The following is a 24,072-nucleotide window of genomic DNA, read 5'->3' on the forward strand; positions in this document are numbered from 1 at the left end:
ATCACCACCGTCCCGCGCGGGTGCGCACTCGTGCCCGGATGGTCGTGGCTCGTCGTGTGGGCCGCTCTGATGCGGCTGGGGGCCGTCATGTGAGCATCACCGCCCCCACCGCGATCAGGAGCACCCCGGCGAGGACGCCGCTGACATAGAGCTGGACGTTGCCGTTCTGGGCCAGGCGCAGCCATCCGGACAGGCCGCGGGCGGTGCGGCCCGATCCGCGGACGGCGCCGTCCACGACCACGTCGTCCGTTCTGACGACCAGCCGGGCCAGGGCCATGATCGGGCGGACGAACAGCGCGGCGTAGAGGCCGTCCACGTAGAACGCGTGCTCGCAGGGGGCCCGCAGTGGGCCCAGCAGGCGTGCCGGATCGGTGAGCGGGTCGCCGCGCCAGACGGCGTAGACGACACCCGCGCCGAGCAGGGCGAGCACGACGCTGATCGCGGCCACCGCCAGGTCCACGTGCGGCTCCACCGCGAAGCCCAGCAGCAGGGCGGGGACGGTGAGGAGCATGACGGGCACGAGCATGGTCCTGGGGGCCTCGGTGACGTCGACGACGTGGGCCGTGCCGGGCTCGGGCTCGGGGAGCGCCACCACTCGCGGCGGCCCGAAGAACGTGCGGAGCCAGGCTCTGGTGGCGTACGCGCCGGTGACGGCGACGGTGGCGAGCGCACAGCCGTACAGGAGCAGTGCGGCGGCGTCCGTCAGGCCTCCGCCGGCCAGCGCGTTGTCCATGGCCGCCAGGACGCTGTCCTTGCTGAAGAAGCCGCTGGCCGGTGGGAGGCCCATCAGAGCGGCGAAACCCACCGTCATCGCCACGAACGTGACCGGCAGCTCGCGGCGCAACCCGCCCATCTGGGTCATCAGGTTGGAGCCGACGTGGTGGATCACCGCTCCGGCACACAGGAACAGCAGCGCCTTGAACGCCCCGTGCGTCACCAGGTGGAAGATGGCCGCCCGGTCGGAGCCCGCGGCCAGGCCGCCGGCCATGTAGGCGAGCTGGCTGACCGTGGAGTAGGCGAGCACGCGTTTCAGGTCGTCCTGGGCGAACGCGGCCAGCGCGGCGCCCAGCATGCCGATCGCCGCGATGACGGCCAGGACGTCGAGCGTGGGGCGGGCGGCGAGGAAGGCGGGAAAGAGCCTGGCCACGATGAAGATGCCGGCGGCGACCATGGTGGCGGCGTGGATCAGCGCGCTGATCGGCGTCGGGCCGGCCATGGCGTCCGGGAGCCAGGTGTGCAGCGGCACCTGGGCGCTCTTGCCCGCGACACCGCACAGCAACAACATGGTGGCCGTCGTCAGGGTGGCCGCGGACATGTCGGGCACCTTCGCCAGCACGTCGGCGACACGGAAGCTGCCCGCCGCCGTGCCCAGGACGAAGATGCCGAACAGGAAGCCGACGTCGCCGAGCCGGGTGACGAGGAACGCCTTGACCGCCGCGCGTGAGTTGCCCCGGTCTTCCCACCAGTGACCGATGAGAAGGTAGGAGCACAGGCCCATGATCTCCCAGCCCACGTAGAGGACCAGGAGGTCGCCCGCGTAGACCACCAGGAGCATGGCGGCGGTGAACAGGCTGATGAACGCGCTGTATGACGGGTAGCGGGGGTCGTCCTTGAGGTAGCCGACCGAGTAGACCTGCACGGCCAGCGCCACGAGTGTCACGAGGACGCCGAGGATGGCCGACAGGTCGTCGGCCTGGAGGACGAGCGAGATCGGGACGCCGCCGGTGACGATCGTGCCGTACGCGCGGCCCACGGGCTCGGAGGGTGTGCCGCCGTCCAGGAACGTGAAGCCCGGCCCCCAGGCCAGCCACAGGGCCAGGACGGCCGAGGCGGCGGTCGGGAGGATGGCGATCCACGCGGCCCGGGTGTTGGCCCGTTCGCCGAGGGTCTTCTCGGCCGCCGCGAGTCGCGCTCTGTCGGTGGGGGTGTGGCGTGGTGGCTGTTCCTGGGCCGGTGTGCGGGGGTGCGGCCGGCGGGAGAGCAACAGGGCGATGGCGGCGGCGATGGCGGGCAGGAGCACGGCCAGCAGCGGGAACGTCGTCACGGCTTGCCTCCTCGCTCGGCGCTCTGGTCGTCTGCGCGGCCGCCGTCGAGGGCCGGGGCGGGTTGGCGGTTGTCGACGGGGGCCTGGGTGGCGCTCGTGAGCAGGGCCGGACGTTCGTCGGCGGGCTCGGACAGGTCGCGGAGGTGGTCGAGGTCGACGGTACGGCGGTTGCGGTAGAGGGCCAGGACGATCGCCAGCCCCAGGCCGACTTCGGCCGCGGCGATGACGATGACGAACAGGGTGAGCACCTGGCCGCTGTGCAGGCGGTCGCGCAGCCACACGTCGAAGGCGACCAGGTTGAGGTTGACGGCGTTGAGCATCAGCTCGACCGACATCAGCACGAGGATCGTGTTGCGCCTGGCGAGCACACCGTAGACGCCCACGGAGAACAGGAGCGCGGAGACGACCGCCGGGTAGGCGATGTGCACTAGTGACCCCCCGTCTCATCGGGCGGCGAGCCGGGAATGTCCGTACGGGACAGCACGATGGCTCCGATCAATGCGGCGAGCAGCAGCACGGACAGCGCCTCGAACGGCAGCACCCACGTGGCGAAGACGCTGGCGCCCAGCTCCTTCGCCGCCCCGTGGCCCGGCGTCAGCGGTGTGTACGCCGTACGGAAACCGTCGATCACGACCGTGACCAGGACCGCCGCCGTCGCCACCGCCACCACGGCCGCCACCGGACGGTTGCCGCTGTCGAGGTCGGCGGAACGGCCGATCGGGGCGCGGGTGAGCATGATGCCGAACAGCATCAGGACCACCACCGCGCCCACGTAGATCAACACCTGGACCCAGGCCACGAACTCGGCGGTCAGCACCAGGTAGCCGCCCGCGAGCGCGCCGAAGGAGACCACGAGCCAGAGGGCGGCGTGGACGAGTTGTCTGGTCGTGACGACGAGCAGCGCCGATCCAACCGCTACCGCTCCCAGCAGCAAGAAGACGATCTCTTGCCCGGTGGGTGACAGGTAGGAGGGCACCGCCTCGGTCACGACTCCTCCTCGGACTCCTCTGGGTCGTCAGGGCCGAGCCGCCCCGGCGGTCGGATGGACCGTGGGTCCGCCATCCTGCGCCTGCGGGGGCTCGCGGATGAAGTCTGCTCCTCCGGCCCGGGTTCCGGTGACGGTTCACCCGTGGCTGTGGAAAACCTGTTCGAGGGCGGCTCGCCTGTGGATGAAGTCGTTCCCGGCGAGGGCTCCTCCGAAGCTTGCGGGCCCTGGTCCTGGGCGGGCGTGCGGTTCGGCGCCTCGCCTGCCGAGATGGCAGCGTCGTCGTCCTCGTTGGCGCGGGGTGCGTCGCCCTGGGGTTCGGTGGGAACCTCGCCGTTCGTCACGTCTGAGGGCTCCGTCGTGTCTGACGGGCTTGTCTCGGATGAGGGCTTCGTCGGCTCGGACGGGTGAGCCGGGGCCTTCGTCTCCTGTCCCTGCTCGGGGGCGGGTTCTGTGGATGACGGTTCGGCCGGCTGCGGGCTGGGGGGGAGAGCGCCTGGCGGGCGGATGCCTCGCACGTTCGACATGGGCCTGCGCGTACGCTCGCGGCGGCCCGCAGTGGGAGGGGTCGCCGCAGGGCCCTCGCCGGGAGCGGCTTCAGGAGCCTCCGTGGAACCGGCCCGCCCGGTGTCGTCACCGCCTTGTTGGGACGGAGCCGCCTCGGCACGTTCGGAAGGTGGCGCTGCTTCTGTGCTGGGGGTTGCGCTTACGGCGGAGTCGGGGCCGAGCGCCGATTCGGCGCCGGCTTCAGACTCGGCGCCCGCGATCCCACCGGAGGCCGCCGCCCCCGGCTCTACGACCCCCGGACGGGCGGCGCCCGCTTCCTGAGGGCTCGCCGGCGTTCCGGTGCCGGTTTCGCTCGTGGCGGCCTCGCGCGGTCCGGCGGCGCGCTCTCGCGTGGCGCGCCGGGCCTCGGCGCCGGCGGGGCCGGGCGCGCCGGGGCGGGCGGTTCCGGCACGGGCCGCGGGACGGCGAGGGGCGGCCGTCAGCTCCTTCGGAGGCTCGGCGCCGGGGTCGTGGGCAGGCGGCGGCGGGACGGTCTGGGTCCAGGACGCCAGTTTGTCCTTCTCATGCAGAAGGTTACGGATGTCACCCTCGGCGTACTCGAACTCCGGAGACCAGAAGAGGGCGTCGAAGGGACAGACCTCGATGCAGATGCCGCAGTACATGCACAGGGCGAAGTCGATGGCGAACCGGTCGAGCACGTTGCGCTGGCGGGGACGTCCGCCTTCCGGGGCCGGGATCGTCTCCTTGTGGGAGTCGATGTAAATGCACCAGTCGGGGCACTCTCGGGCACAGAGCATGCAAGAGGTGCAATTTTCCTCAACCAGGGCGATAACGCCACGGCTGCGGGGCGGCAGGGCCGGCTCGACCTCGGGATACTGCTGGGTGACGGATTTGCGCAGCATGTGGCGAAGAGTGATGGACAGCCCTTTTGCCAGTCCGACTCCCGGTATCCGCGCCATGGTTCAACATCATGACGTACTTGGCGGCGGAGGTGAATGAGCCAAGACCGTTGTCCCCAGTTTTTCCACAGCCATCCACAGGTTCAGTGGAAGTTATCCACAGGCTGGGTGACTGTCCGATATGAACGACTGCATGGCGATAGTCTCTCGGCCATGCCGTACAGCCATCCGGTCCGTCCCAGTAGTGGGGCGTGGGCGGCCGCCATCGGGTGGGCCGTCCTGGCCCTCATCTCGTGCGGGCTGGCGACCCCGTTCACGATCGGGTTCGCGGCGTACTGGCTGCGGAGCACCTGGCAGGCCATCGGCGCCTGCGTCTACCTGGTCCTCATCGGCTCGTTCGCCATCGCCATCATCCTTTACGACGACTTCGACAGCATTCCCGAGCCGATGTCCACCCTGATCTCGTTCGGGTTCGTGGTCGGCTGGATCGGCGGGATCGCCCATTCGATCGTCCTGGTGCCGGCGATGGCGCGGGCACGTCACCGGCCGCCCGTGCAGGCGCAGGGGCCCGTGCCGCAATACCGTCCCACCGACGTGCATCAGCGCACCACGGCCCCCACCCGTCAGCAGCATCCCGGGCAGCCGGAGTGGATCGGGCACTACCGGGTGCTGCACCAGCTCGGGCGCGGCGGGCAGGGGGCCGTCTACCTCGCCATGGCGCCCAACGGGGTGCGGGTGGCGGTCAAGGTGCTGCACGACCTGGTAGACGAGACGGCACGTACGAGGTTCGCGCGGGAGGTGGACGCGGCTCGGCGGGTCGCCACGTTTTCCACAGCCCGGGTGCTCGATGTGAACATCAACGGGCAGCACGCGTACATCGTCTCCGAATACGTGGAAGGGCCGTCGCTGGAGCAACTCGTACGGCGCCACGGGCCCCGCGACGAGGACGGCCTGACGCGGCTCGCGTTATCCACAGCCGGGGCATTGGCGGCCATCCACAAGGCCGGGGTGGTGCATCGTGACTTCAAGCCGAGCAACGTGCTGATCGGGCACGACGGGCCGCGGGTGATCGACTTCGGGATCGCCCGCGCGCTCGACAGGATGACCATGACGTCCGGGAAGATGGTGGGGACGCCGCCGTACATGTCGCCTGAGCAACTGACCGGGGAGCCTGTGGGGCCCGCGTCCGACGTGTTCAGCTGGGCGGTGACGATGATGTTCGCGGCCACGGGGCGGCCGGCGTTCGGGGAGGACACCGTGCCTGCGGTCTTCAACCGGGTGCTTACGGTTCATCCGGATCTGTCGCCGTTACCGCCCGCCTTACGGGGGATCGTGGGGGCTTGCCTGAACAAGCGCCCCCAGGAACGGCCGTCGGCGTCGGACGTGATGGTGGCGATCGTCCACTAGACGCCGACGCCTCCGTACGGAACCGGCGCCTCCGACGGACGGTCAGAGGCAGCGGCGGACCTTCCCCGCCCGAAGGCCGGACAGCCGGAGCTCGACCCGGCTCGGAAGGGCGGGCAGAGGGGTCAGGGGATGGCTTGGGGGGAATGGGTGGTGAGGGTCAGGTATTCGTCTCGGGATATGCGGTGCATCGCCAGGCCCAGGCCGTGGCGTTCGGTGAAGCGGTGAAGAGCGGCGGGGGCCCAGCGGCCGGGAAGGTGGATCAAGGGGTTCCCGGCGGGGTCGAGGAGGAAGATGCCGGACAGGTCGTCGAAGCGGTACCGGAGAAGGCTGCTGCCCCGTTCGACCGGAAGCTCGGCGATGACCCCCGACCGGCGATAGACCGACAACCTCCTGGACGACTTCATTCGCAGATACGGCCCTTCCGGCGGCCCCACGATCACGCCGCGCCCCGCCTGCCACCGATGCACCCCGCCCAGCACAGGCCGGACGACCAGCAGGGCAGGGCTGAAGGCGACCAGCAGCCATTTGGCCTCGATCAGTTCCATCAGGACCCGTCCGACGGCCGAGAAGCCGCGCCAGGCCCCCCACATCCCGGTGACCCCCAGGTACACCATCAGCCCGAGCCCGGCGACTCCCGCGCACACGCCCAGCGCCAGGTTCCATCTGGCCGGTCGCGGCACCGGAAGGCCGCGGACGCGTTCCCAGCCGGGCGCGCGGGCGGCGAGGATCCGGCGGGTCCGCTCGGAGCCGTCGTCCTGGCCGTCTCTGAGGGGGATTCCGGCTTTGGCGGCGAAGTCCCGCAGGTGGGGCGGGTGCCAGTCGCCGGGGAGGTCCAGCAGGACCAGTCCGTCGGGGTCGAGGGCGGCGACCCCCGTCAGGACCTGCGACTTCTTTCCGGAACCGTCGATCGAGTAGCCGTAACGGTAGAGCGATGCGGGTGACAGGGTCGTCGAACGGCCCCTGGCTTCGTCGGTGACGGTCAAGGTTCGGCCGTCGGAGGTCAGGCTGACTTTCGGGCAGCGGGCGCCTTTCATCGCACCCGCGACGGGCAGGAGTTGCGCGTTCACAAGTCGTCCCCTTCATCTGGGGCCCCCTATGCCGGGTACGACGGATAAGCACGACATAAAGTTTCCGTCGCCACAACAGAAAGCCCCGCGAACCTCAGACGAGGACCTTCACCACGCCGGTGAGCGCGAGCTGGACGAGGGCCAGCGGCACCAGCCCGGCCCAGGCGAGCTTCTGGAGCTGGTCCTCACGCAGCCGGGGATAGGTGACCCGCAGCCAGATCACCACGAACGCCAGCGCGAAGACCTTGAGCAGGGTCCAGATCCAGCCCGGCAGGAACGGCCCGTGCCAGCCGCCCAGGAAGAGCACAGTGGTCAGGAAGGACAGGACGACGATCCCGACGTACTCGGAGAGCATGAACAGGGCGAAACGCATGCCGGTGTACTCGGTCATCGGGCCCATGATGATCTCGGACTCGGCGATCGGCATGTCGAACGGCGGACGCCGCAGCTCGGCCAGCCCCGCCACGAAGAACACCACGCCGCCGATCGCCTGCCAGGGCAGCCACCACCACTGCCACGCCTCGACGATGCCGGGGATCGACAGCGTGCCCGCCGCCATCGCCACGGAAGAGGCCGCCAGCACCAGCGGCAGCTCGTACGACATGAGCTGGGCCGCCGCCCGCATCCCGCCGAGCACCGAGTACTTGTTGGCCGACGACCATCCGGCCATGATCGCGCCGAGCACGCCGACGCCCATGACGGCGAGCACGAAGAACAGCCCGAGATCGAGGTCGACGGCGACCAGCCCGCGGTCGAGCGGGATGACGATCAGCACGATCAGGTACGGGACGAGGGCCACGCCGGGAGCGATCATGAAGATGCGCCGGTCGGCCGCGGCCGGGATGACGTCCTCCTTCTGCATGAACTTCACGCCGTCGGCGATGAGCTGCGCCCAGCCGTGGAAGCCGCCCGCGTACATGGGGCCGAGCCTCGACTGCATGTGGGCCATGACCTTGTGCTCGGTCTGGCCGACGATCAGCGGCAGCACCAGGAACACGACGAGGATGACGACGAAGCTCAGCACCACTTCAAGCATCAGGCGGACCCCAATCGGCCGGTACTCCGGGCGGAAGCGTCTTGCGGCGGCTCGGGGCGCCGTGCCCGGACTCGCCCGGCTCCTTGGCGCCCGGCCACGGCTTGGCCACGCGGGCGGCCAGCACGAAGTCCTTGCGCAGCGGGTGGCCCTCGAAGCCGTCGGGCAGGAGCAGCGGCACCAGGTGGGGGTGCTCCTCGAAGATCACCCCGAACATCTCGTACGTCTCGCGTTCGTACCAGTTCGCCCCCCGGTAGACGCCGACGGCGGACGCCAGGCGCGGGTCGGCGCGCGGCACCCGGGTGCGCAGCAGCAGCCGCTCGCGGGTGTCCAGGTTGTAGACGTGGGCGACGACGACGAAGGCGTCGGGCGGCTCGTCCACGCCGGTCAGCCAGTCGAAGAAGGCGTGGCCGAGGTCGTCGCGGGCGTAGGTCAGCAGCTCGATCCAGTCGGCGGGGGCGACGTCGATCGTGGTCTCGCCGTAGGACTCGCTGAGCTCGGCGCGCTCGCCGAACCGGGCGGCGACGGCGGCGGCGTTCACGCCTGGTCCTCGGCGCCGTGGGAGCGGGACCAGACGTAGCGGTCGCTGAGCTTCTCCCCCGCGATCTTCTCCTGGAGCTTCATGATGCCGTAGAGCAGGGCCTCGGGGCGGGGCGGGCAACCGGGCACGTAGACGTCGACGGGGATGATCTGGTCGACGCCGTTGGTCACGCAGTAGGAGTCCCAGTAGGGGCCGCCGGTGTTGGAGCAGGCGCCGAACGAGATCACGTACTTGGGGTCGGGCATCTGCTCGTAGAGGCGCTTCACGGCGGGGGCCATCTTGTCGGTGACCGTGCCGGAGACGATCATCAGGTCGGCCTGACGGGGGCCGTTGGCGAACGGGATCACCCCGAACCGGATGAAGTCGTGCCTGCTCATGGAGGTCGCGATGAACTCGATGGCGCAGCAGGCCAGCCCGAAGTTGAACACCCACAGGGAATAGCGCCGACCCCAGTTGAGCACGAACCGCATGGGTTTGGGCGCGAGCCTGGAGACAGGTCCGACGGTGGGCATCGGGAGATCCGTTGCTGCCATGTCGCCCATTCTTGCGCGAATCGCAGGTCAGGCAAAGGAATCATGCTTCTTGGTGGCGGCGAGCTCGGTGACGAGCCGGTCGAACAGGGGGGCGAGCTCGGCCTCGATGGCCTCATTCTCGTTGTCCCGCAGCCGGATGACCGGCCAGTCGTGGTGGAGGGAGCGTATGAACTCCACGCGCAGCGGGAGCGGTGGATGCGAGTCATCGACGCGGGCCTGTTCCATGGCCTGGATCCGGCGCCGCCGTTCGAGCTCGTGGTCGGGGAAGGCGGCCTGCCGTTCGCGCAGCTTCTCCCACACCGAGGGGCCGAGCGCGGCCGACATCCAGGCCAGTTCGTTCACGTCGATGTCGCCTGTCGCGACGAGGTCGAGTGTCCCGGCGGCGGCCTCGGAGGAGGCGACACGGGCGGCGCGTTCGTCGGCGACGTACTCGGCCTGGCGGGCGGAGCGCATGGTGACGAACAGCAGGAGCATGCCCAGCATCCAGACCAGCAACCCCGAGACGCGCATCAGAATGATCACTGCCAGCGCGAAGGGGCCGAGCACGCTTTCCGGCATGGTCTCCCCCACGTATTCCCCGCCTCGTGAGGCTCCGCGCATGGACCGTCGGACGGACTCCAGCGCGCCGAGCGCGGTGCGCGTGAACCGAGCGTGCCGGCTGTCGCCGTTGCTGGAATGGCTGAGCTCGTGCGCGAGCAGCGCCACCCGTTGCTGAGGTTGGAGCAAGGCCCATAACGGGGCGCCGATCTCGAGCACGCGCCTGCCCCGCAGGCCGACCTGACCGAAGGAGCCGTTGAAAGCGGGAGTGACGATGACCAGGTCCACCGGGTCCGCACCGATCTCCGCACCGACCCTGTCGATCAGGTCGTACAGGCGCGGCGCGGCGTGCCTGGTGAGCACGAGCGGTCCGCGCGGCAAGCGTCCCAGCCGCGGGCGCATCAACCAGGCGACGAACAGCAGGAGCGCGCCGAGCAGCACGCCGAGGACGTTCGGCCACGTGACGACCGCCCACCCCGCCCCGACGAGCGCGCCCGCCGCGATCACATGCACCGACGCGGCGATCACGTACGAGAGCACCCGCGCGACCGTCGTCCCCGGTACGTCGGCGCCCTTCTTGAGGGTGTCGGCGTGCAGTCCCGCGGTCAGCCGGTCCGTGACGGCCTGGCTGATCGAGCGCTTGCCCTCAGGTACGGGCAGGTTCCACCCGCAGGACGGACACCACACGGGAAAACGCCCGTCCTGTGTGATCGAGACACCACATCGGGGACACGGTCTCTGTGTCGGCATGTCGGAGAACGGTGACAGAAGCCACGTCCGACGCACCAGCACACCCGAATAACGATCTACGTCCAGGACAGGACGCGTTTGCGCCAGGCGTACAGGATGCCGAGGGTGATGAAGCCGAGGAACACGAACATCTCGACCAGGGTCGTCACCCCGTAGCCGGGCGCGTCGAAGATCGTGGCCCACGGGAAGAGGAAGACGGCGTCGACGGCGAAGACGACGTAGAGGTAGGTGAAGACGTAGTAGCGGACCTGGGACTGCGCCCAGCCGTCGCCGACCGGGTCGACGCCGCACTCGTACGTGGTCAGCTTCTCGGGGGTCGGCCTGGTGGGCCGCAGGAGCCGGTTGACCGTGAGGGCCCCGGCGACGATGGCGACGCCGATCGCGAACAGCACGGCGACCAGCACGTAGGACCCGAAGTAGCCCTCCATGACGTGATCGTAACCCAGTCAAACCTCAGACCCCATAACCCCAAGACAGAGCAAAAGGGATAGTCGCCCCCATACCCTGACAGACATGCACCAAACGCGATTCTTTACTGGAATCGCTCTGCTGGCCCTCTCGGCCGGGGGCTGCGGGCTGGCCGCCGCCTCGCCCGAGCGGGACGTGCTGGTCCCGGCAGAGCCGACCGCGATCGACTTCGTCGACCCCGCGACAGTCGTCGGCCTGTCCACGGCGAACATCACCAACAAGGACGACCACAGCAGATATGTGCACATCAGCTACCCCGAACTGACCGACGCGCCGAGCCTGAACCGCGTCCTGCGCGCGGAGGCCGAGCGGCAGTTGCGCGCCTTCCGGGCCGCCAAGAGCGTCAACGGCGGCTACCCGCGTTCGGAGCTGAACATGGACTGGCAGCTCGCCGCCCGCTCCCCCGAGGCCGTCGGGGTACGGCTGCGCACCGGCGAGTTCCTGGGCGCGAGCTGGGGCAACTCCACCCGTACCTTCTGGTTCGACCCGCGTACCGGCAAGGCGGCCGGGTCCATGGCGCTGCTCGGCGGGCAGCAGGCGCTCGACCGGCTCACGGTGCTGGTCAAGGAGCAGCTCAAGGGACGCGGTCCGCAGGTCGAGCCGGACGGCGTGCGCGCCGACCCCGACCAGTTCGACTCCATGGCCTTCAACCGCGGCGGTGATCTGGTGGTCGAGTTCGACGACTGCCAGGTCGGGCCGTGCTCGCTCGGCCGGGTCGCCGTGGCCGTCCAGGCCGGACGGGTGACGCCGCTGCTGTCCGAGCTGGGACGCCGGGCGCAGGAGAGCGTGCGGGAGGCTGCCCGCAGCGTTCCTCCGGCCGGGCCGGAGACGACGCCCACGGCCAGTCCCGAGGCCACCAGCAACCGGGCCGGCAGCGTGAACTGCGCCAGGACCAAGTGCGTGGCGCTGACGTTCGACGACGGGCCGGGGCCGGGGACCGGGCGGCTGCTCGACCTGCTGGCCGCCGGCAAGGCACGGGCCACGTTCTTCACCGTCGGGACGAACGCCGTCACGCAGCCGGGCCTGCTGCGCAGGATGAGCGCGGAGGGCCATCTGGTCGGCAACCACTCCTGGGCCCACCGGGACCTGTCGAAGCAGGGCACCAGCAAGATCGCCGACTCCTTCCGGCGTACCGACGACTCCGTCAGGGCGGCGATCGGGCAGGAGCCCACGCTGGCCCGCCCGCCCTACGGCGCGATCAGCAAGGACGTCCGCGACGTCGCCCGCGACCTGGGACTGTCGCTGGTCGGCTGGGACGTCAACGCCAGGGACGAGCCCGGCGCCAAGGCGTCGGAGATCACCGACCGCGTCGTGCGCAAGGCCCATCCGGGGGCGATCATCCTGCTGCACGACACCAATGCGGAGTCGATCGACGCGATTCCGGGCATCCTGAAAGAACTCAGCGGGAAGGGTTACACCTTCGTGACCGTTCCAGAGCTGTACGGCTCCGCAGCGATGCGCGCCGGACGCCTGTACGAGACGGGGAGCACGCAGTCGCGCAAGCAGCCCCTGACGTAGCACACGTGTTGGGGGGACGTATCATTGGCGCTCGTGACCCGAACCGTCCTCTTCGCACGCCTGCATGTAGACCTCTGCAGGCTCGCGTCAGGGCTGTGTCGTCGTTCTCCCGCCTCAACCTGACTTCCGACCGCGTTACCCGCTTTCGCGGCTGGCAAACGCGTGACCTTCCGAGGATCTAGCATGGAAACAGAGAACGCGCCCAAAGCAACCGCGCCTTGGCGCGTCGAGGAGGACTGAGCTGTGACGAAGCAGGTCCAGCAACTCGACCGCGTGATCATCAGGTTCGCCGGCGACTCCGGCGACGGCATGCAGCTCACCGGCGACCGCTTCACCGCGGGGACGGCGGAGTTCGGCAACGACCTGTCGACGCTCCCCAACTTCCCCGCCGAGATCCGCGCCCCCGCAGGGACCCTGCCCGGCGTGTCGAGCTTCCAGCTCCACTTCGCCGACCACGACATCCTGACGCCCGGCGACGCGCCCAACGTGCTCGTGGCGATGAACCCGGCGGCGCTGAAGGCGAACCTCGGCGACCTGCCGCGCGGCGCCGACATCATCGCCAACATCGACGAGTTCTCCAAGCGCAACCTGCAGAAGGTCGGCTACGCGGCCAACCCGCTGGAGGACGACTCCCTGAACGAGTGGCGCGTGCACGCGGTGCCGCTGACCTCGCTGACGGTCAAGGCGCTCGAAGGCTTCGAGATCTCGAAGAAGGACGCCGAGCGCGCCAAGAACATGTTCGCCCTCGGCCTGCTGTCGTGGCTCTACCACCGGCCGACCGAGCAGACGATCTCGTTCCTCCAGCAGAAGTTCGCCAAGAAGCCCGACATCGCCAAGGCGAACATCGCGGCCTTCCAGGCGGGCTGGAACTACGGCGAGACGACCGAGTCGTTCTCGGTCTCCTACGAGGTCAAGCCCGCCAGGCTGGCTCCCGGCGTCTATCGCAACATCTCGGGGAACCAGGCCTTGGCCTACGGGCTGATCGCGGCCAGCGTGCAGTCGAAGCTGCCGCTGTTCCTGGGCTCGTACCCGATCACGCCGGCCAGCGACATCCTGCACGAGCTGTCCAAGCACAAGCGGTTCGGCATCCGTACCTTCCAGGCGGAGGACGAGATCGCGGGCGTCGGCGCGGCGCTGGGGGCGGCGTTCGGCGGGGCGCTGGGCGTGACCACCACCTCCGGGCCCGGCGTGGCGCTGAAGGCGGAGACGGTCGGCCTCGCGGTCACCACCGAGCTGCCGTTGATCATCGTTGACGTCCAGCGCGCCGGTCCCAGCACGGGCATGCCGACCAAGACCGAGCAGACCGACCTGCTGATGGCCATGTTCGGCCGCAACGGCGAGTCGCCGGTGCCGATCGTCGCGCCGCTCTCGCCGAGCGACTGCTTCGACGCGGCCGTCGAGGCGGCGCGGATCGCGGTCAAGTACCGCACCCCGGTCATGTTGCTCTCGGACGGCTACCTGGCCAACGGCTCGGAGCCGTGGCGCCTGCCCGAAGTCGCCGACCTGCCCGACATCTCGCAGGAGTTCACGACCGAGCCCAACGGCGAGGGCGGCGAGTTCCTGCCGTTCAAGCGGGACACCGAGACGCTGGCCCGCCCGTGGGCCATCCCCGGCACGGCCGGCCTCGAACACCGCATCGGCGGCATCGAGAAGGCCGACGGCACCGGCAACATCTCCTACGACCCGGACAACCACGACCTGATGGTCCGCACCCGGGCCGCCAAGATCGCCGGGATCGACGTGCCCGACCTCGTGGTCGACGACCCCGAGGGCGACGCCAAGGTCCTGGTCATCGGCTGGGGCTCGACGTACGGGCCGATCGCGGCGGCCGTACGGCGCATCAGGCGCAACGGCGGCAAGGTCGCCCAGACGCACCTGCGCCACCTCAACCCGCTGCCGGCCAACACCGGCGAGGTGCTCAAGAGCTACGACAAGGTGCTGCTGCCCGAGATCAACCTCGGCCAGCTCGCGCTGCTGCTGCGGGCCCGCTACCTCGTCGACGTGATCAGCTACAACCGCGTGCGCGGGCTCCCGTTCAAGGCCGAGGAGCTGGCCGGAGTCATTCAGGACGTGATCGACAGTGGTGATCGACAGTGACTGAGCTGGTGAACGGGAAGGGCCTGAGCCTGGTTCCCAAGACGGACGTCAAGCAGGGGCTGAAGGACTTCAAGTCCGACCAGGAGGTGCGCTGGTGCCCGGGTTGCGGTGACTACGCGATCCTGGCCGCGGTGCAGAGCTTCCTGCCGGAGCTGGGGCTGCGGCGCGAGAACATCGTGTTCGTCTCCGGCATCGGCTGCTCCTCGCGCTTCCCGTACTACCTCGACACCTACGGCTTCCACTCGATCCACGGCCGCGCGCCCGCGATCGCGACCGGCCTGGCCGCCTCCCGGCCCGACCTGTCGGTGTGGGTGATCACGGGTGACGGCGACGCGCTGTCGATCGGCGGCAACCACCTGATCCACGCGCTGCGCCGCAACGTCAACCTGAACATCCTGCTGTTCAACAACAGGATCTACGGTCTGACCAAGGGCCAGTACTCGCCCACCTCCGAGGTCGGCAAGATCACCAAGTCGACGCCGATGGGCTCGCTGGACAAGCCGTTCAACCCGATCTCGCTGGCCATCGGCGCCGAGGCGTCGTTCGTGGCCCGCACGATCGACTCCGACCGCAAGCACCTGCAGTCGGTGCTGCGCGAGGCCACGGCGCACCAGGGCACGTCGCTGGTGGAGATCTACCAGAACTGCAACATCTTCAACGACAACGCCTTCGAGCAGCTCAAGGACCCGGCGGTCCGCGACGACATCACGCTGCGGCTCGAACACGGCCAGCCGATCGTGAGCTCGTCCAAGGCCGTCGTGCGCGGCGCCAACGGCGGCATCGAGGTCGTCGCCAGGGACGGCGTGAGCGAGGAGCAGATCCTCGTGCACGACGCCCACAACCCCGACCCGTCGGTGGCCTTCGCCCTCAGCAGGCTCGACGAGCCGGCCTTCGAGCACGTGCCGATCGGCATCTTCCGCCAGGTCGACCGCCCGGCCTACGACGTGCTCATGGCCGACCAGCTGGAGGAGGCCGTGGCGCAGAAGGGCCCCGGCGACCTGAGCGAGCTGCTCTTGGGTGGAGACACCTGGCGCATCAGCTAGTTCGTGTATTAGATGGAGCCGTCGGCCCGAACGGCTCCATCTTCCACGGAGGTCAATCCACGATGTCGTATTGGCCCGAGGCCGTGGTGCTGGTGACGGGTGCGGCCGGGTTCATCGGATCGCACCTGGTCAGACGCTTACGCTCGCTCGGCGCGCAGGTACACGCGATCAGCCGGCGGCCGCAGCGGGCCCGCCACGGCGAGATCTGGCACCAGACCCGGCTCGACGACGCCGGCGACACCTCGCGGCTCTTCCGGTCGGTACGCCCGAACCTGCTGTTCCACCTCGCCGGCGAGGTCACCGGGTCGCGCGGCGACGAGGTCGTCCGGGCCACGCTGGAGAGCAACGTCGTGGGCGCGGTCAACGTGTTGTCGGCCGCCCGCGAGCACGGCGTCCGGACCGTGTTCACCGGCTCGATCGAGGAGCCGCGACCGGGCAACGACCACGCGCCGCCGTCGTCGGCGTACGCGATGTCCAAGTGGGCCGCCACCGGCTACGCGCAGCTCTACCACCGGCTCTGGGACCTGCCCGTGACCGTGCTGCGTCCCAGCATGGTCTACGGCCCGGCCCAGCCCGACACCACCAAGCTCGTGCCGTACGTGACGCTCTGTCTCCTGCGCGGCGAGCGTCCCCGGCTCACCAGGGGGGCCAAGCTCGCCGACTGGATCTACGTGGACGATGTCGTCGACGCGTTCGTCCTGGCGGGCACGTCGGATAAAGCGGTCGGTCACACGCTCGATATCGGGACGGGCCTGAAAACCCCGGCCCACGAGATCGTCGAACGGCTTTACCGGATCGCCGGCGCGCCCACGCGACCCGAATTCGGTTCCGCCCCCGATCGTCCGCATGACATCACGCAGGTCGGCGACATTGCACCGGCGGCGGACCGGCTCGGCTGGCGACCTGCCACGGATTTGGACGAAGGGCTGCGCCGGACCGTTAATTGGTATGCGTCGCAAGAATGTCACGAAGAATCGCACTCTTAGCCGATCAGGCGGAATTCTGCGAGCATAGGGGTTACTGATCCGGCCGGAGCCGAGGAGCCCCTGCATGAGCCGTCTGAATGCGCTGCGCAGTCGTTTTGTGGACGCTCCTGACTCCCTGGGAGCCAAGGCACGGGCACGGCGGTGGCGCTGGTTCGCCGACCGGTTCCCGGACCTCGACCAGATGAGCGTCCTCGACCTCGGCGGCACGGCCGGGGCCTGGATGCGGGCGCCGGTCAAGCCGGCGCACGCGCACATCGTCAACCTGGAACAGCCGCCCGCCGACCTGCCGTCGTGGCTGCGGGCCGACGTCGCCGACGCCTGCGACCTCCCGTCCTCGATCCGCTCCAGCCGTTACGACCTGGTCTTCTCCAACGCCGTCATCGAGCACGTCGGCGGCCACCAGCGCCGGCAGCGGTTCGCCGACACCGTGCACGAGATGGCCGAGCGGCACTGGGTGCAGACGCCGTACCGGTACTTCCCGGTCGAACCGCACTTCCTGTTCCCCGGGTTCCAGTTCCTGCCCCTCGCCGCCCGTACGACGATCCTGCGCCGCTGGCCGCTCGTGCACACGCCGACCTCCGACCGGGACGCCGCGCGCATGATCGCCATGGAGGTCGAGCTGCTCAGCGTGACCGAGATGCGGCACTACTTTCCGAAGTCCCGGATCCACTTCGAGCGGCTGGGCGGGCTGGTGAAGTCGGTCATCGCGATCCGGGCCTAGTACGCGCTTCACAGGCGTCCTGAGGGCCTGCGACGTCAGTCGGCCAGCACGCTCGCGCCGCCGCTCTCCCAGGTGTTGCCGCGCCAGACGTTGCCCGGCCCCTCGGGATCCCAGTACGCCACCGCGCCCGAGTAGCCGCCCTTGGGCCACACCTTGCGGCTGAAGACGTTGTCGACGACCTTGATGTTCGAGGACAGGCCCTTGCGACCGGCGCCCGCGTAGAGCGTCCAGCCGCCGCCGGCCAGCAGGTTGCCCTGCACGGTGACGTTGCGGGTCACGCCGAAGTCCTGGAACAGGGCGATCGCGCCGGTCTGGTCGAGCGTGTTGATGACCGTGTTGTGGCGGATGATCAGCTCGGTGCCGGGGAGCGCGGTGCCGGTCGACATGATCATGTCGGTGTGGTCGGTGGAGTAGTACTTGGGGTCGTGCACGTACGAGTCCTCGATCAGACCCTGATCGGTGTGGATGCCGTTGGAGATCGTGTGGATGTCCACCCGGCGGACGGTGATCAGCTTGCCCTGGTTGAGGATGCCGAACTGGGTGCGCACCTTGCCGTTGCCGAAGATCTCGCTGTCCTCGACCTTCAGGCCGGAGAAGCCCTCGCGCTGGAGGATGCCCCAGTAGTCGCTCTGGCCGCGGACGCGGGTGTTGCGGATGGTGACGTTGTCGGCCTCGACGGTGATGTCGCCGGTGACGTCCCAGCCGTCGATGACCTTGCCGTCCTCCTTGATGACGATCGAGCCGGTCTTCTTGACCAGGTTCGTGCCGTCGGGGACGCCGGTGTTGCCCTCTCCCGGCCAGTCCCGGGACGGGGGCGGCGTGGAGGGGGGCGTCTTGGTGGGCGTGCTGGTGGGCGTCGCCGTCGGTGTGCTGGTGGGTGTGGCCGTCGGTGACTTGGTGGGCGTCGCCGTGGGGGTCGCCGTGGGGGTCTGGCTGGGCGTGGGGCTGGGCGTCCGGGTGGGTGTCCGCGTGGGGGTCGGCGTCGGGGTGCCCGTGGTGGTCGGTGTGTGCGTCGGCGTCGGCGTCGGGGTGTCGGGCGGGTCCACTGTGGGCGTCACGGGCGGGCTCACCGTGGGCTTCCCGGTCGGCCGGTGTGTCGGCCAGCGAGTGGGCCAATGGGTGGGCCGGTGGGTCGGGCGGCGGGTGGGGCGCGCGGTCGGCTTCCTCGTGGGCCGCCTGGGCCACCACTGCGGCTCCTGGCTCCGGGTCTTCCTGGGCCGGGGCTTCTGGGTGGTGGGACGCGATCTGGGTTTCTGGCCGGCGGCGGCGTGCGGCCCTGCCGCGGCCTGCGCCCCGCCGGCGTCCGTCAGGACCGCCCGGGGCTCCAGTACGTCGGTGGCGATGATGCCGTACCCGCCGGCCAGCAGCGCCACCACGGAAACGCCGGCCAGGGATAACCACCCCGCGCGTCTCTTCCCTCTTCGATGCCTTGACACAGGTGACTCCTTCCGATCTAGGCCAGGTCCGAGTCCCCCAAGGGGAGAGAGTAGCCATGCCGGAAGCAGGAGTGAGGCTTTTTACTGAAAAGGACGTCGCTTTCCTCTTAATTCACAATAATCACAGCTTTTTCATCTGTCATATTAAATCCGACAAATGGTCGTCATCCCGGCGGCACCGTCCCGCCGTTCTCCCAGGTGTTCCCGTCCCATCGATTTCCGGACCCGTTCTTATCCCAATATGAGACCGGGCCCGCGAATCCCCCCTTGGGCCAGACGCGGCGGCTGAAGACGTTGCCGATCACCTTGATGTTGGACGACCTGCCCTTCGCCCCCGCCCCGGCGTACAACGACCAGCCGCCGCCGGCCAGCAGGTTCCCCTGCACGGTGACGTCGCGGCTCACGCCGAAGTCCTGGAACAGGGCGATCGCGCCGGTCTGGTCCAGCGTGTTGATCACGGTGTTGCCCCGGATGACCAGCTCGGTGCCGGGGGCGGGCGGCCCGGTGGACATGATCATGTCGGTGTGGTCGCCCGCGTAGTACTTCGGGTCGTGCACGTACGAGTCCTCGACCAGGCCCTGCTGGGTCAGGATGCCGTTGGAGATCGTGTGGACGTCCACCCGGCGGACGGTGATCAGCTTGCCCTGGTTGAGGATGCCGAACTGGGTGCGCACCTTGCCGTTGCCGAAGATCTCGCTGTCCTCGACCGTCAGCCCGGTACGCCCCTCACGCTGGAGGATCCCCCACCAGTCCTGCTGCCCGCGCACCCGCGTGTTGCGGATGGTCACGTCGTCGGCCTCGACCGTGATGTAGCCGGTCACGTCCAGACCGTCGATGACCGCGCCCTTCTCGCTCACCACCAGGGAGTCCGACGGGCGCAGGCGTACGCCGTCGGGCACGCCCGTGTTGTCCGGGCCCGGCCAGACCCGCCCGGACGCCCTCGACGGCGTGGCGGAGACGGACGCGGACGGCGTGGCGGGTGAGCGGGAGCCGAGCGGCTCACTCCCGGAACTCTGACACGCGCTCAGCAGCACGACCGCCAGGACCAGGCCAAGGCACAACCCTCCGGCGTACGGCCTCACTCGCCCTTGGACTTCCGGCCGCCGACGAGGTCGGCCAGCGCGGGCGGCGTCCAGCGCTTGGCGACCTGGCGCAGGTTGCTCTTCCACGCCTCGCCGGGCCGCTGCTTGAACAGCGTGGTGTGGTCGTCGGTGACCTCGTCCGCCGGCCTGCCGTTCGAGTAGTAGTAGAGCGCCATCGAGCGCCGCGCGCGGTCGGGCGGGCAGGTGAGCGGGTCGGGGTGGCCGTGGTTGGCGTCATCGGTCGTGGCGAACAGGACGAACCGGTTGAAGACCGGCAGCACCTTCGACTCGCACGCCGTCATGTCCTTGTTCCACAGCTGCAGGTGGCCGCCGTAGCTCTCCTCCCAGTCCTTGTTCAGGTACAGCAGGCCGTTGAGCCGGCGGTCCAGGTTGAGCTTGCGGCTCTTGTTGAAGTCGGCGTGCACCTTGAGGAAGCCGCCCGGCCGGATCTGGTGCAGGCCGCCGCCCTCGAAGTGCGGGTCGGAGACGAGTTGCCCGATGCCGGTCAGCCGCTCCAGGAACTCCATGAACACCCCGGAGTTGAACTCCGCCAGGAGGTGCCGGGTGGCCGGCCCCATGCGCTCGGTGTCGGCCAGCGCCAGCTTCACCTCACGCGCGCTGTCGAACCGCTCCCAGGTGGCGTCGCGCGGCTCCGGGAACTCGTCGAGCACGGGCTCCAGCACGTCCGGCGGGAGGAAGTCGTCGATGACCACGTGGCGGAAGGGCGAGGCCGTGCGGAACCGCTCGGAGTACTTGTCCGCCAGTGGAAAGAGCTCGTCCCGGCGAAAGGTGAAAGCCTGCAGGTTCTGCATGGAGTCTCTCTCCGTCTCTACGACACCGGCCGCTATCCCCATATCGCCTCACCGGTGCCATCTGTTACCTGTAACGATCCATTCCTGGGGCGCGATGGGCGACATGTGACGTCCGGCCCTCCCCGTCTCGCGATCGTGATCGTGACCTACAACAGCGCGCCGGTCCTCGGCGGATGCCTGGCCTCCCTGCGGGAGGGCGCCGATGGGGTGCTCCTCACCGACGTCGTCGTGGCGGACAACGCCTCCAAGGACGACTCGCTCCGCCTCGCCGAGCAGGCCGCCGGCCTGCCGGTCAGGCCGTTGCAGGTGGGCAGGAACGCCGGTTACGCGGCGGCGATCAACGCCGGCATCGCGGCGCTCGACCTCGACGAGCTCGACGCGGTCTTCGTGATGAACCCCGACTGCCGCCTTCGTCCTGGTTCGCTGGCCGTGCTCGCGGCCGCGCTCGGCCGTCCGGGCACCGGCATCGCCGTTCCCCGGCTGGTCAGCACCGAGGGCGTGCTGCACCACTCGCTGCGGCGCACGCCCGCCGTCCGCCGCGCACTGGCCGAGTCGTTACTCGGCGGGCGGCTCGCGGGCCGCCTCGGCACGCTGGGCGAGATGGTCGCCGACCCGGACCGCTACGAACGGCCCGGCCCGGCGGACTGGGCCACCGGGGCCGCCATGCTCCTGTCGGTGGCGACGCTCGCCGAGGTCGGCCCCTGGGACGAGTCCTTCCTGCTGTACAGCGAGGAGACCGAGTACGCCCTGCGCGCCGCGGACGCGGGCTGGACCCTCTGGTACGAGCCCGCCGCCCTGGTCGAGCACATCGGCGGCGAGGCGAAGATCAGTCCGATGCTGGCCGCGCTGCTCACGGTCAACCGCGTGCGGCTGTTCAGGCTGCGCCGCGGCCGGATCGCGACCGCGGGCTTCTACCTCGCCGTGCTGCTCGGCGAGGCGATGCGGGCGGCGGCGGGCCGGCGTACGGCGCGGGCCTCCGTCGTGGCCCTGCTCAGACCCTCCCGCCGGATGCGGGCCCTACCCGGATGAGAGGAACACCATGAGAGTCGAGCGGCTGGACCTCGACGGCGTGCTGCTGTTCGTGCCGACGCCGAGCCACGACGACCGGGGCTTGTTCACCAGGACCTTCGACGCCGCGATCGCCGCCGCGCACGGGCTGGACCACACCGCGTTCGTCCAGGACAGCCAGTCGCGCTCGCGGCTCGGCACGATCAGGGGGATGCACGGCCGGTCCGGCCGCGGGGAGGCCAAGCTGGTGCGGGCCGCCCACGGCGCGGTGCTCGACGTCCTGGTGGACGCGCGTCCTGGGTCGCCGACGTTCGGCTCGCACGTCACCGTCCGGCTCGACGACGTGACGTTCGCGCACCTGTACGTGCCGCCGGGCATCCTGCACGGCTACCAGGCGCTGACCGAGCACGCCGACGTCTGCTACCGCATCGACAGGGAGCACGACCCGGCCGAGGACCTGGCCGTCCGCTACGACGACCCCGACCTCGCGCTGCCCTGGCCCCTGCCGGTCAGCGCGATCAGCGAGCGCGACCGTTCGGCGGGGTCGTGGAAGGAGCTGAGGAGCGTCCTGGCCGCCTGATCGGCGCGTTCCAGGCGCAGCATCGCCCCGGCGGCGCCGATCAGCAGGAACATCAGGCTGGTGATGCCGGGGAAGGACAACATGTCGAACGTGGCCGCGCCGAGCAGCGGGATCACCAGGCAGGCGGCAATGGTCAGCCCGAGGTTGCGCACGTTCGGGTCGGTGCTGAGCCGGCGCGCCCACAGAGCGACGGACATCCCGGCCACGATCACGCCGACGAAGCCGACCACGCCGATCAGCCCGGTCTCGACCAGCGACAGCAGGTACTGGTTGTCGAACACCTGATGCTTGAACGGGTACCAGGTGCCCGGCCCGCGGCCGAAGATCGGGCTCCTGCCGAACTCCCGCATCGCGAACGGGTAGTCGTGCGTGCGGTAGATGATGCTGCTGTCCTCGCCCGCCCCGGCGAACAGGTTGTAGAACGTTCCGAGCAGGCCGGGCACCAGCACCTTCATGAACCCGAGGAACACGACGAACGCGCCGGCGGCGATGAGCCTGCGCCGGTTCGACCAGCCGAGCAGGAGGATGATGCTCGCGCCCGCCAGACCGAGCACGGCCGTCCTGGACACCGAGAACATCAGGCCGGCCCCGATGACGGCGGCGCAGATCCACCAGCGGGTCGCGGCCTGACCGCGGCTGCGCGCCTGGAAGCCGAGGTGCGCGGCGATGGGCAGCACCATCGCCGACACCGCGCCGAACTCGATCGGATGCCCGAGCGTCCCGGCGACCCGGCGCAGGTCCGACCGGGAGATCACGGTCGGCACCTCCTCCGTGGACGAGTGGCGCAGGCCCGGGAACTGCATGTACTGGGTGATGTCGAGGTCGAGCCTGAACTGCAGCAGGGCGACGACCGCCGAGAAGGTGCCGCCGACCACGACGGCCTTGAGCACGAAGTCGAGCCGCTCGCGGCTGCCCAGCCCGTCGCACATCACCAGGACCAGGCTCACGTAGCCGAGGTAGAGCACGAGCGTGTGGTCGGCGAGGTTGAGCTCGTCGGAGGGCAGGTAGACCGAGGTCGTGTACCCGTAGACGGCCAGCAGGAGCGCGCCGTAGACGAAGATCGCGGTACGGGCGGGGTTGGCTCCCTTGGCGGCGCCCGTCGTACTGATCATCTGGGCGCACACCCACACCAGGCCCAGCGTCAGGGCCACGATCTCGGCGGGGGTGAGCGACAGCGGGAGGCCGGCCACCACCAGCCGGGCCGGGAGGACCAGCAGCACCAGGACGAAGATGCCGATCATCGTGGCGCCGTCGGCGCGCCTTGGCATGAGGATCGGGGTCATCCTTCACGTCCGGCCAGCGAGCGGGTGCCGTTGGCCGCGGCGGCCTCGACGCGCGGGGGCGTGGCCGGGCCGGACCGGCGGGCACGGCGGTGCCGGACGAAGCTCTCCGTCATGAACGCGGCGAACAGGCTCATGAAGAACGCCAGCGCCCCGGCGACCACCGCGCTGCGCATCCGGCTGCCCTTCTTCTCGTCGGCCTGCGTCGGCGGCACCACGACCGTGGCGGTGACGTACGTGGTGGGCGGCGCGTTGACCTTGATCTGCCGGGCTCGCAGCTCCGTCTGGGCCAGCGCCGTCACCTTCGTGACGATGCCGTGGGCCAGCTCGGCGGTCGGCGCCTCGCAGACGACGACGATGAAGGGCGTCGCCGGCATCAGCTCGGGGTTGGTGCCACCACTGGTGATCTTGAGCGTGACGGCGCCACCGGGCGGCGCGCCGACCGCGGCACCCGTCTCGGGGGTGTTCAGCGCCTGGATGAGGATGGAGGAGGTCATGCTCAGCCCCTGGTCGAAGGAGACCAGGGGGTTGGTGCGCGGGTTGGGGAACGCCGGGTCGCTCGGCACGCTGCCGCCGGTGACCGGCAGGGTGAGGACGAGCGCCGAGGTGGAGATGAACGTCTTGGGCGCCACGGCGTACACGCCGAAGGTGCCCGCGATCGTGAGCAGGAACGCGGGCACGGTCACGTACCAACGTCTGAACAGGACCGTCACCGTCGCCCAGAAGTCCATGCCGGGC

Annotated in this window: 23 protein-coding genes and 1 pseudogene; 9 read left to right on the forward strand and 15 right to left on the reverse strand. The window is 69.7% G+C overall.

What is annotated here, in order from left to right; translation table 11 throughout:
* Positions 1-85 precede the first annotated feature (85 nt).
* From ABZ815_RS00090 to ABZ815_RS00105, 4 genes and pseudogenes are all read right to left on the reverse strand, one after another.
* Positions 86-2,044, reverse strand: coding sequence for an NADH-quinone oxidoreductase subunit L (locus tag ABZ815_RS00090; protein WP_357692239.1), 1,959 nt, complete (start codon positions 2,042-2,044; stop codon positions 86-88).
* Between the two features lie 125 nt (positions 2,045-2,169).
* Positions 2,170-2,472: pseudogene (gene nuoK / locus ABZ815_RS00095) on the reverse strand (NADH-quinone oxidoreductase subunit NuoK); the annotation flags it as partial.
* Positions 2,472-3,032 (reverse strand): NADH-quinone oxidoreductase subunit J, encoded by a 561-nt coding sequence (locus ABZ815_RS00100; RefSeq protein WP_357692241.1) that lies wholly within the window; start codon positions 3,030-3,032, stop codon positions 2,472-2,474. The pseudogene nuoK and the gene ABZ815_RS00100, both read right to left, overlap by 1 nt.
* The gene (locus ABZ815_RS00105; RefSeq protein ID WP_357692243.1) at positions 3,029-4,495 is read right to left on the reverse strand and encodes a 4Fe-4S binding protein; all 1,467 of its coding nucleotides are present in this window, start codon (positions 4,493-4,495) and stop codon (positions 3,029-3,031) included. Before ABZ815_RS00105 ends, ABZ815_RS00100 begins: the two co-directional genes overlap by 4 nt.
* A gap of 153 nt (positions 4,496-4,648) precedes the next feature.
* On the opposite strand from ABZ815_RS00105, the gene ABZ815_RS00110 reads away from it, so the two are divergent.
* Positions 4,649-5,842: a serine/threonine-protein kinase gene (locus ABZ815_RS00110; RefSeq protein WP_357692245.1), complete on the forward strand. Its 1,194-nt coding sequence runs from the start codon at positions 4,649-4,651 to the stop codon at positions 5,840-5,842.
* A gap of 122 nt (positions 5,843-5,964) precedes the next feature.
* Here ABZ815_RS00110 and ABZ815_RS00115 read toward each other — a convergent pair whose 3' ends face one another.
* The 6 genes from ABZ815_RS00115 to ndhC form a co-directional block, all read right to left on the reverse strand.
* Positions 5,965-6,909, reverse strand: coding sequence for a hypothetical protein (locus tag ABZ815_RS00115; RefSeq protein ID WP_357692247.1), 945 nt, complete (start codon positions 6,907-6,909; stop codon positions 5,965-5,967).
* A 94-nt stretch (positions 6,910-7,003) separates the two neighbouring features.
* A complete protein-coding gene (gene nuoH / locus ABZ815_RS00120) occupies positions 7,004-7,945 on the reverse strand; it encodes an NADH-quinone oxidoreductase subunit NuoH (RefSeq protein ID WP_357692249.1) in 942 nt (313 codons plus the stop codon).
* The gene (locus ABZ815_RS00125; protein ID WP_357692251.1) at positions 7,938-8,483 is read right to left on the reverse strand and encodes an NADH-quinone oxidoreductase subunit C; all 546 of its coding nucleotides are present in this window, start codon (positions 8,481-8,483) and stop codon (positions 7,938-7,940) included. Before ABZ815_RS00125 ends, nuoH begins: the two co-directional genes overlap by 8 nt.
* Positions 8,480-8,953 carry an NADH-quinone oxidoreductase subunit B family protein gene (locus ABZ815_RS00130; RefSeq protein WP_357693524.1) on the reverse strand — a complete coding sequence of 158 codons (474 nt, stop codon included), beginning with the start codon at positions 8,951-8,953 and terminating at the stop codon, positions 8,480-8,482. Before ABZ815_RS00130 ends, ABZ815_RS00125 begins: the two co-directional genes overlap by 4 nt.
* Positions 8,954-9,043: 90 nt before the next feature.
* Positions 9,044-10,240 carry a M48 family metallopeptidase gene (locus ABZ815_RS00135; protein WP_357692253.1) on the reverse strand — a complete coding sequence of 399 codons (1,197 nt, stop codon included), beginning with the start codon at positions 10,238-10,240 and terminating at the stop codon, positions 9,044-9,046.
* A gap of 119 nt (positions 10,241-10,359) precedes the next feature.
* Positions 10,360-10,731, reverse strand: a complete 372-nt coding sequence (ndhC, locus tag ABZ815_RS00140; protein WP_357692255.1) for an NADH-quinone oxidoreductase subunit A — start codon at positions 10,729-10,731, stop codon at positions 10,360-10,362.
* 85 nt (positions 10,732-10,816) lie between these two features.
* On the opposite strand from ndhC, the gene ABZ815_RS00145 reads away from it, so the two are divergent.
* From ABZ815_RS00145 to ABZ815_RS00170, 6 genes are all read left to right on the forward strand, one after another.
* Positions 10,817-12,289 carry a polysaccharide deacetylase family protein gene (locus ABZ815_RS00145; protein ID WP_357692257.1) on the forward strand — a complete coding sequence of 491 codons (1,473 nt, stop codon included), beginning with the start codon at positions 10,817-10,819 and terminating at the stop codon, positions 12,287-12,289.
* A gap of 33 nt (positions 12,290-12,322) precedes the next feature.
* Positions 12,323-12,412, forward strand: a complete 90-nt coding sequence (locus ABZ815_RS00150) for a putative leader peptide (protein WP_357692259.1) — start codon at positions 12,323-12,325, stop codon at positions 12,410-12,412.
* A 120-nt stretch (positions 12,413-12,532) separates the two neighbouring features.
* Positions 12,533-14,386: a 2-oxoacid:acceptor oxidoreductase subunit alpha gene (locus tag ABZ815_RS00155; RefSeq protein WP_357692261.1), complete on the forward strand. Its 1,854-nt coding sequence runs from the start codon at positions 12,533-12,535 to the stop codon at positions 14,384-14,386.
* Complete coding sequence (locus ABZ815_RS00160) at positions 14,383-15,429, forward strand: 2-oxoacid:ferredoxin oxidoreductase subunit beta (RefSeq protein ID WP_357692263.1); 1,047 nt, start codon at positions 14,383-14,385, stop codon at positions 15,427-15,429. Before ABZ815_RS00155 ends, ABZ815_RS00160 begins: the two co-directional genes overlap by 4 nt.
* 62 nt (positions 15,430-15,491) lie before the next feature.
* Positions 15,492-16,415 (forward strand): NAD-dependent epimerase/dehydratase family protein, encoded by a 924-nt coding sequence (locus ABZ815_RS00165; protein ID WP_357692265.1) that lies wholly within the window; start codon positions 15,492-15,494, stop codon positions 16,413-16,415.
* 64 nt (positions 16,416-16,479) lie between these two features.
* On the forward strand, positions 16,480-17,136 hold the full coding sequence (locus tag ABZ815_RS00170; RefSeq protein WP_357692267.1) for a hypothetical protein: 657 nt from the start codon (positions 16,480-16,482) through the stop codon (positions 17,134-17,136).
* A 35-nt stretch (positions 17,137-17,171) separates the two neighbouring features.
* Here the strand turns inward: ABZ815_RS00170 and ABZ815_RS00175 are convergent, their stop codons facing one another.
* The 3 genes from ABZ815_RS00175 to ABZ815_RS00185 form a co-directional block, all read right to left on the reverse strand.
* The gene (locus tag ABZ815_RS00175) at positions 17,172-18,572 is read right to left on the reverse strand and encodes a PT domain-containing protein (RefSeq protein ID WP_357692269.1); all 1,401 of its coding nucleotides are present in this window, start codon (positions 18,570-18,572) and stop codon (positions 17,172-17,174) included.
* Between the two features lie 164 nt (positions 18,573-18,736).
* A complete protein-coding gene (locus tag ABZ815_RS00180; protein ID WP_357692271.1) occupies positions 18,737-19,633 on the reverse strand; it encodes a hypothetical protein in 897 nt (298 codons plus the stop codon).
* Between the two features lie 17 nt (positions 19,634-19,650).
* Positions 19,651-20,466 (reverse strand): 2OG-Fe(II) oxygenase, encoded by an 816-nt coding sequence (locus ABZ815_RS00185; RefSeq protein WP_357692273.1) that lies wholly within the window; start codon positions 20,464-20,466, stop codon positions 19,651-19,653.
* 105 nt (positions 20,467-20,571) lie between these two features.
* On the opposite strand from ABZ815_RS00185, the gene ABZ815_RS00190 reads away from it, so the two are divergent.
* Together ABZ815_RS00190 and ABZ815_RS00195 are read left to right on the forward strand one after the other, a co-directional pair.
* Positions 20,572-21,495 (forward strand): glycosyltransferase family 2 protein, encoded by a 924-nt coding sequence (locus ABZ815_RS00190; RefSeq protein WP_357692275.1) that lies wholly within the window; start codon positions 20,572-20,574, stop codon positions 21,493-21,495.
* Positions 21,496-21,505: 10 nt separating this feature from the next.
* Complete coding sequence (locus ABZ815_RS00195; RefSeq protein ID WP_357692277.1) at positions 21,506-22,054, forward strand: dTDP-4-dehydrorhamnose 3,5-epimerase family protein; 549 nt, start codon at positions 21,506-21,508, stop codon at positions 22,052-22,054.
* Here the strand turns inward: ABZ815_RS00195 and ABZ815_RS00200 are convergent.
* Together ABZ815_RS00200 and ABZ815_RS00205 are read right to left on the reverse strand one after the other, a co-directional pair.
* Positions 21,943-23,322: an O-antigen ligase family protein gene (locus tag ABZ815_RS00200; protein WP_357692279.1), complete on the reverse strand. Its 1,380-nt coding sequence runs from the start codon at positions 23,320-23,322 to the stop codon at positions 21,943-21,945. The genes ABZ815_RS00195 and ABZ815_RS00200 overlap by 112 nt on opposite strands.
* 11 nt (positions 23,323-23,333) lie before the next feature.
* Complete coding sequence (locus ABZ815_RS00205) at positions 23,334-24,065, reverse strand: hypothetical protein (protein ID WP_357692281.1); 732 nt, start codon at positions 24,063-24,065, stop codon at positions 23,334-23,336.
* Between the last annotated feature and the right edge of the window lie 7 nt (positions 24,066-24,072).

It is taken from the genome of Nonomuraea sp. NPDC047529 (assembly GCF_040642995.1).
GTDB lineage: Bacteria > Actinomycetota > Actinomycetes > Streptosporangiales > Streptosporangiaceae > Nonomuraea.

Excerpts from the sequence above, each read along its gene's own strand:
- ABZ815_RS00105 (WP_357692243.1), bottom strand. The coding sequence starts at position 4,495 with ATGGCGCGGATACCGGGAGTCGGACTGGCAAAAGGGCTGTCCATCACT.
- ABZ815_RS00110 (WP_357692245.1), top strand. The coding sequence starts at position 4,649 with ATGCCGTACAGCCATCCGGTCCGTCCCAGTAGTGGGGCGTGGGCGGCC.
- nuoH (WP_357692249.1), bottom strand. The coding sequence starts at position 7,945 with ATGCTTGAAGTGGTGCTGAGCTTCGTCGTCATCCTCGTCGTGTTCCTG.
- ABZ815_RS00130 (WP_357693524.1), bottom strand. The coding sequence starts at position 8,953 with ATGCGGTTCGTGCTCAACTGGGGTCGGCGCTATTCCCTGTGGGTGTTC.
- ndhC (WP_357692255.1), bottom strand. The coding sequence starts at position 10,731 with ATGGAGGGCTACTTCGGGTCCTACGTGCTGGTCGCCGTGCTGTTCGCG.
- ABZ815_RS00145 (WP_357692257.1), top strand. The coding sequence starts at position 10,817 with ATGCACCAAACGCGATTCTTTACTGGAATCGCTCTGCTGGCCCTCTCG.
- ABZ815_RS00165 (WP_357692265.1), top strand. The coding sequence starts at position 15,492 with ATGTCGTATTGGCCCGAGGCCGTGGTGCTGGTGACGGGTGCGGCCGGG.
- ABZ815_RS00170 (WP_357692267.1), top strand. The coding sequence starts at position 16,480 with ATGAGCCGTCTGAATGCGCTGCGCAGTCGTTTTGTGGACGCTCCTGAC.
- ABZ815_RS00185 (WP_357692273.1), bottom strand. The coding sequence starts at position 20,466 with ATGCAGAACCTGCAGGCTTTCACCTTTCGCCGGGACGAGCTCTTTCCA.
- ABZ815_RS00195 (WP_357692277.1), top strand. The coding sequence starts at position 21,506 with ATGAGAGTCGAGCGGCTGGACCTCGACGGCGTGCTGCTGTTCGTGCCG.
- ABZ815_RS00200 (WP_357692279.1), bottom strand. The coding sequence starts at position 23,322 with ATGCCAAGGCGCGCCGACGGCGCCACGATGATCGGCATCTTCGTCCTG.
- ABZ815_RS00205 (WP_357692281.1), bottom strand. The coding sequence starts at position 24,065 with ATGGACTTCTGGGCGACGGTGACGGTCCTGTTCAGACGTTGGTACGTG.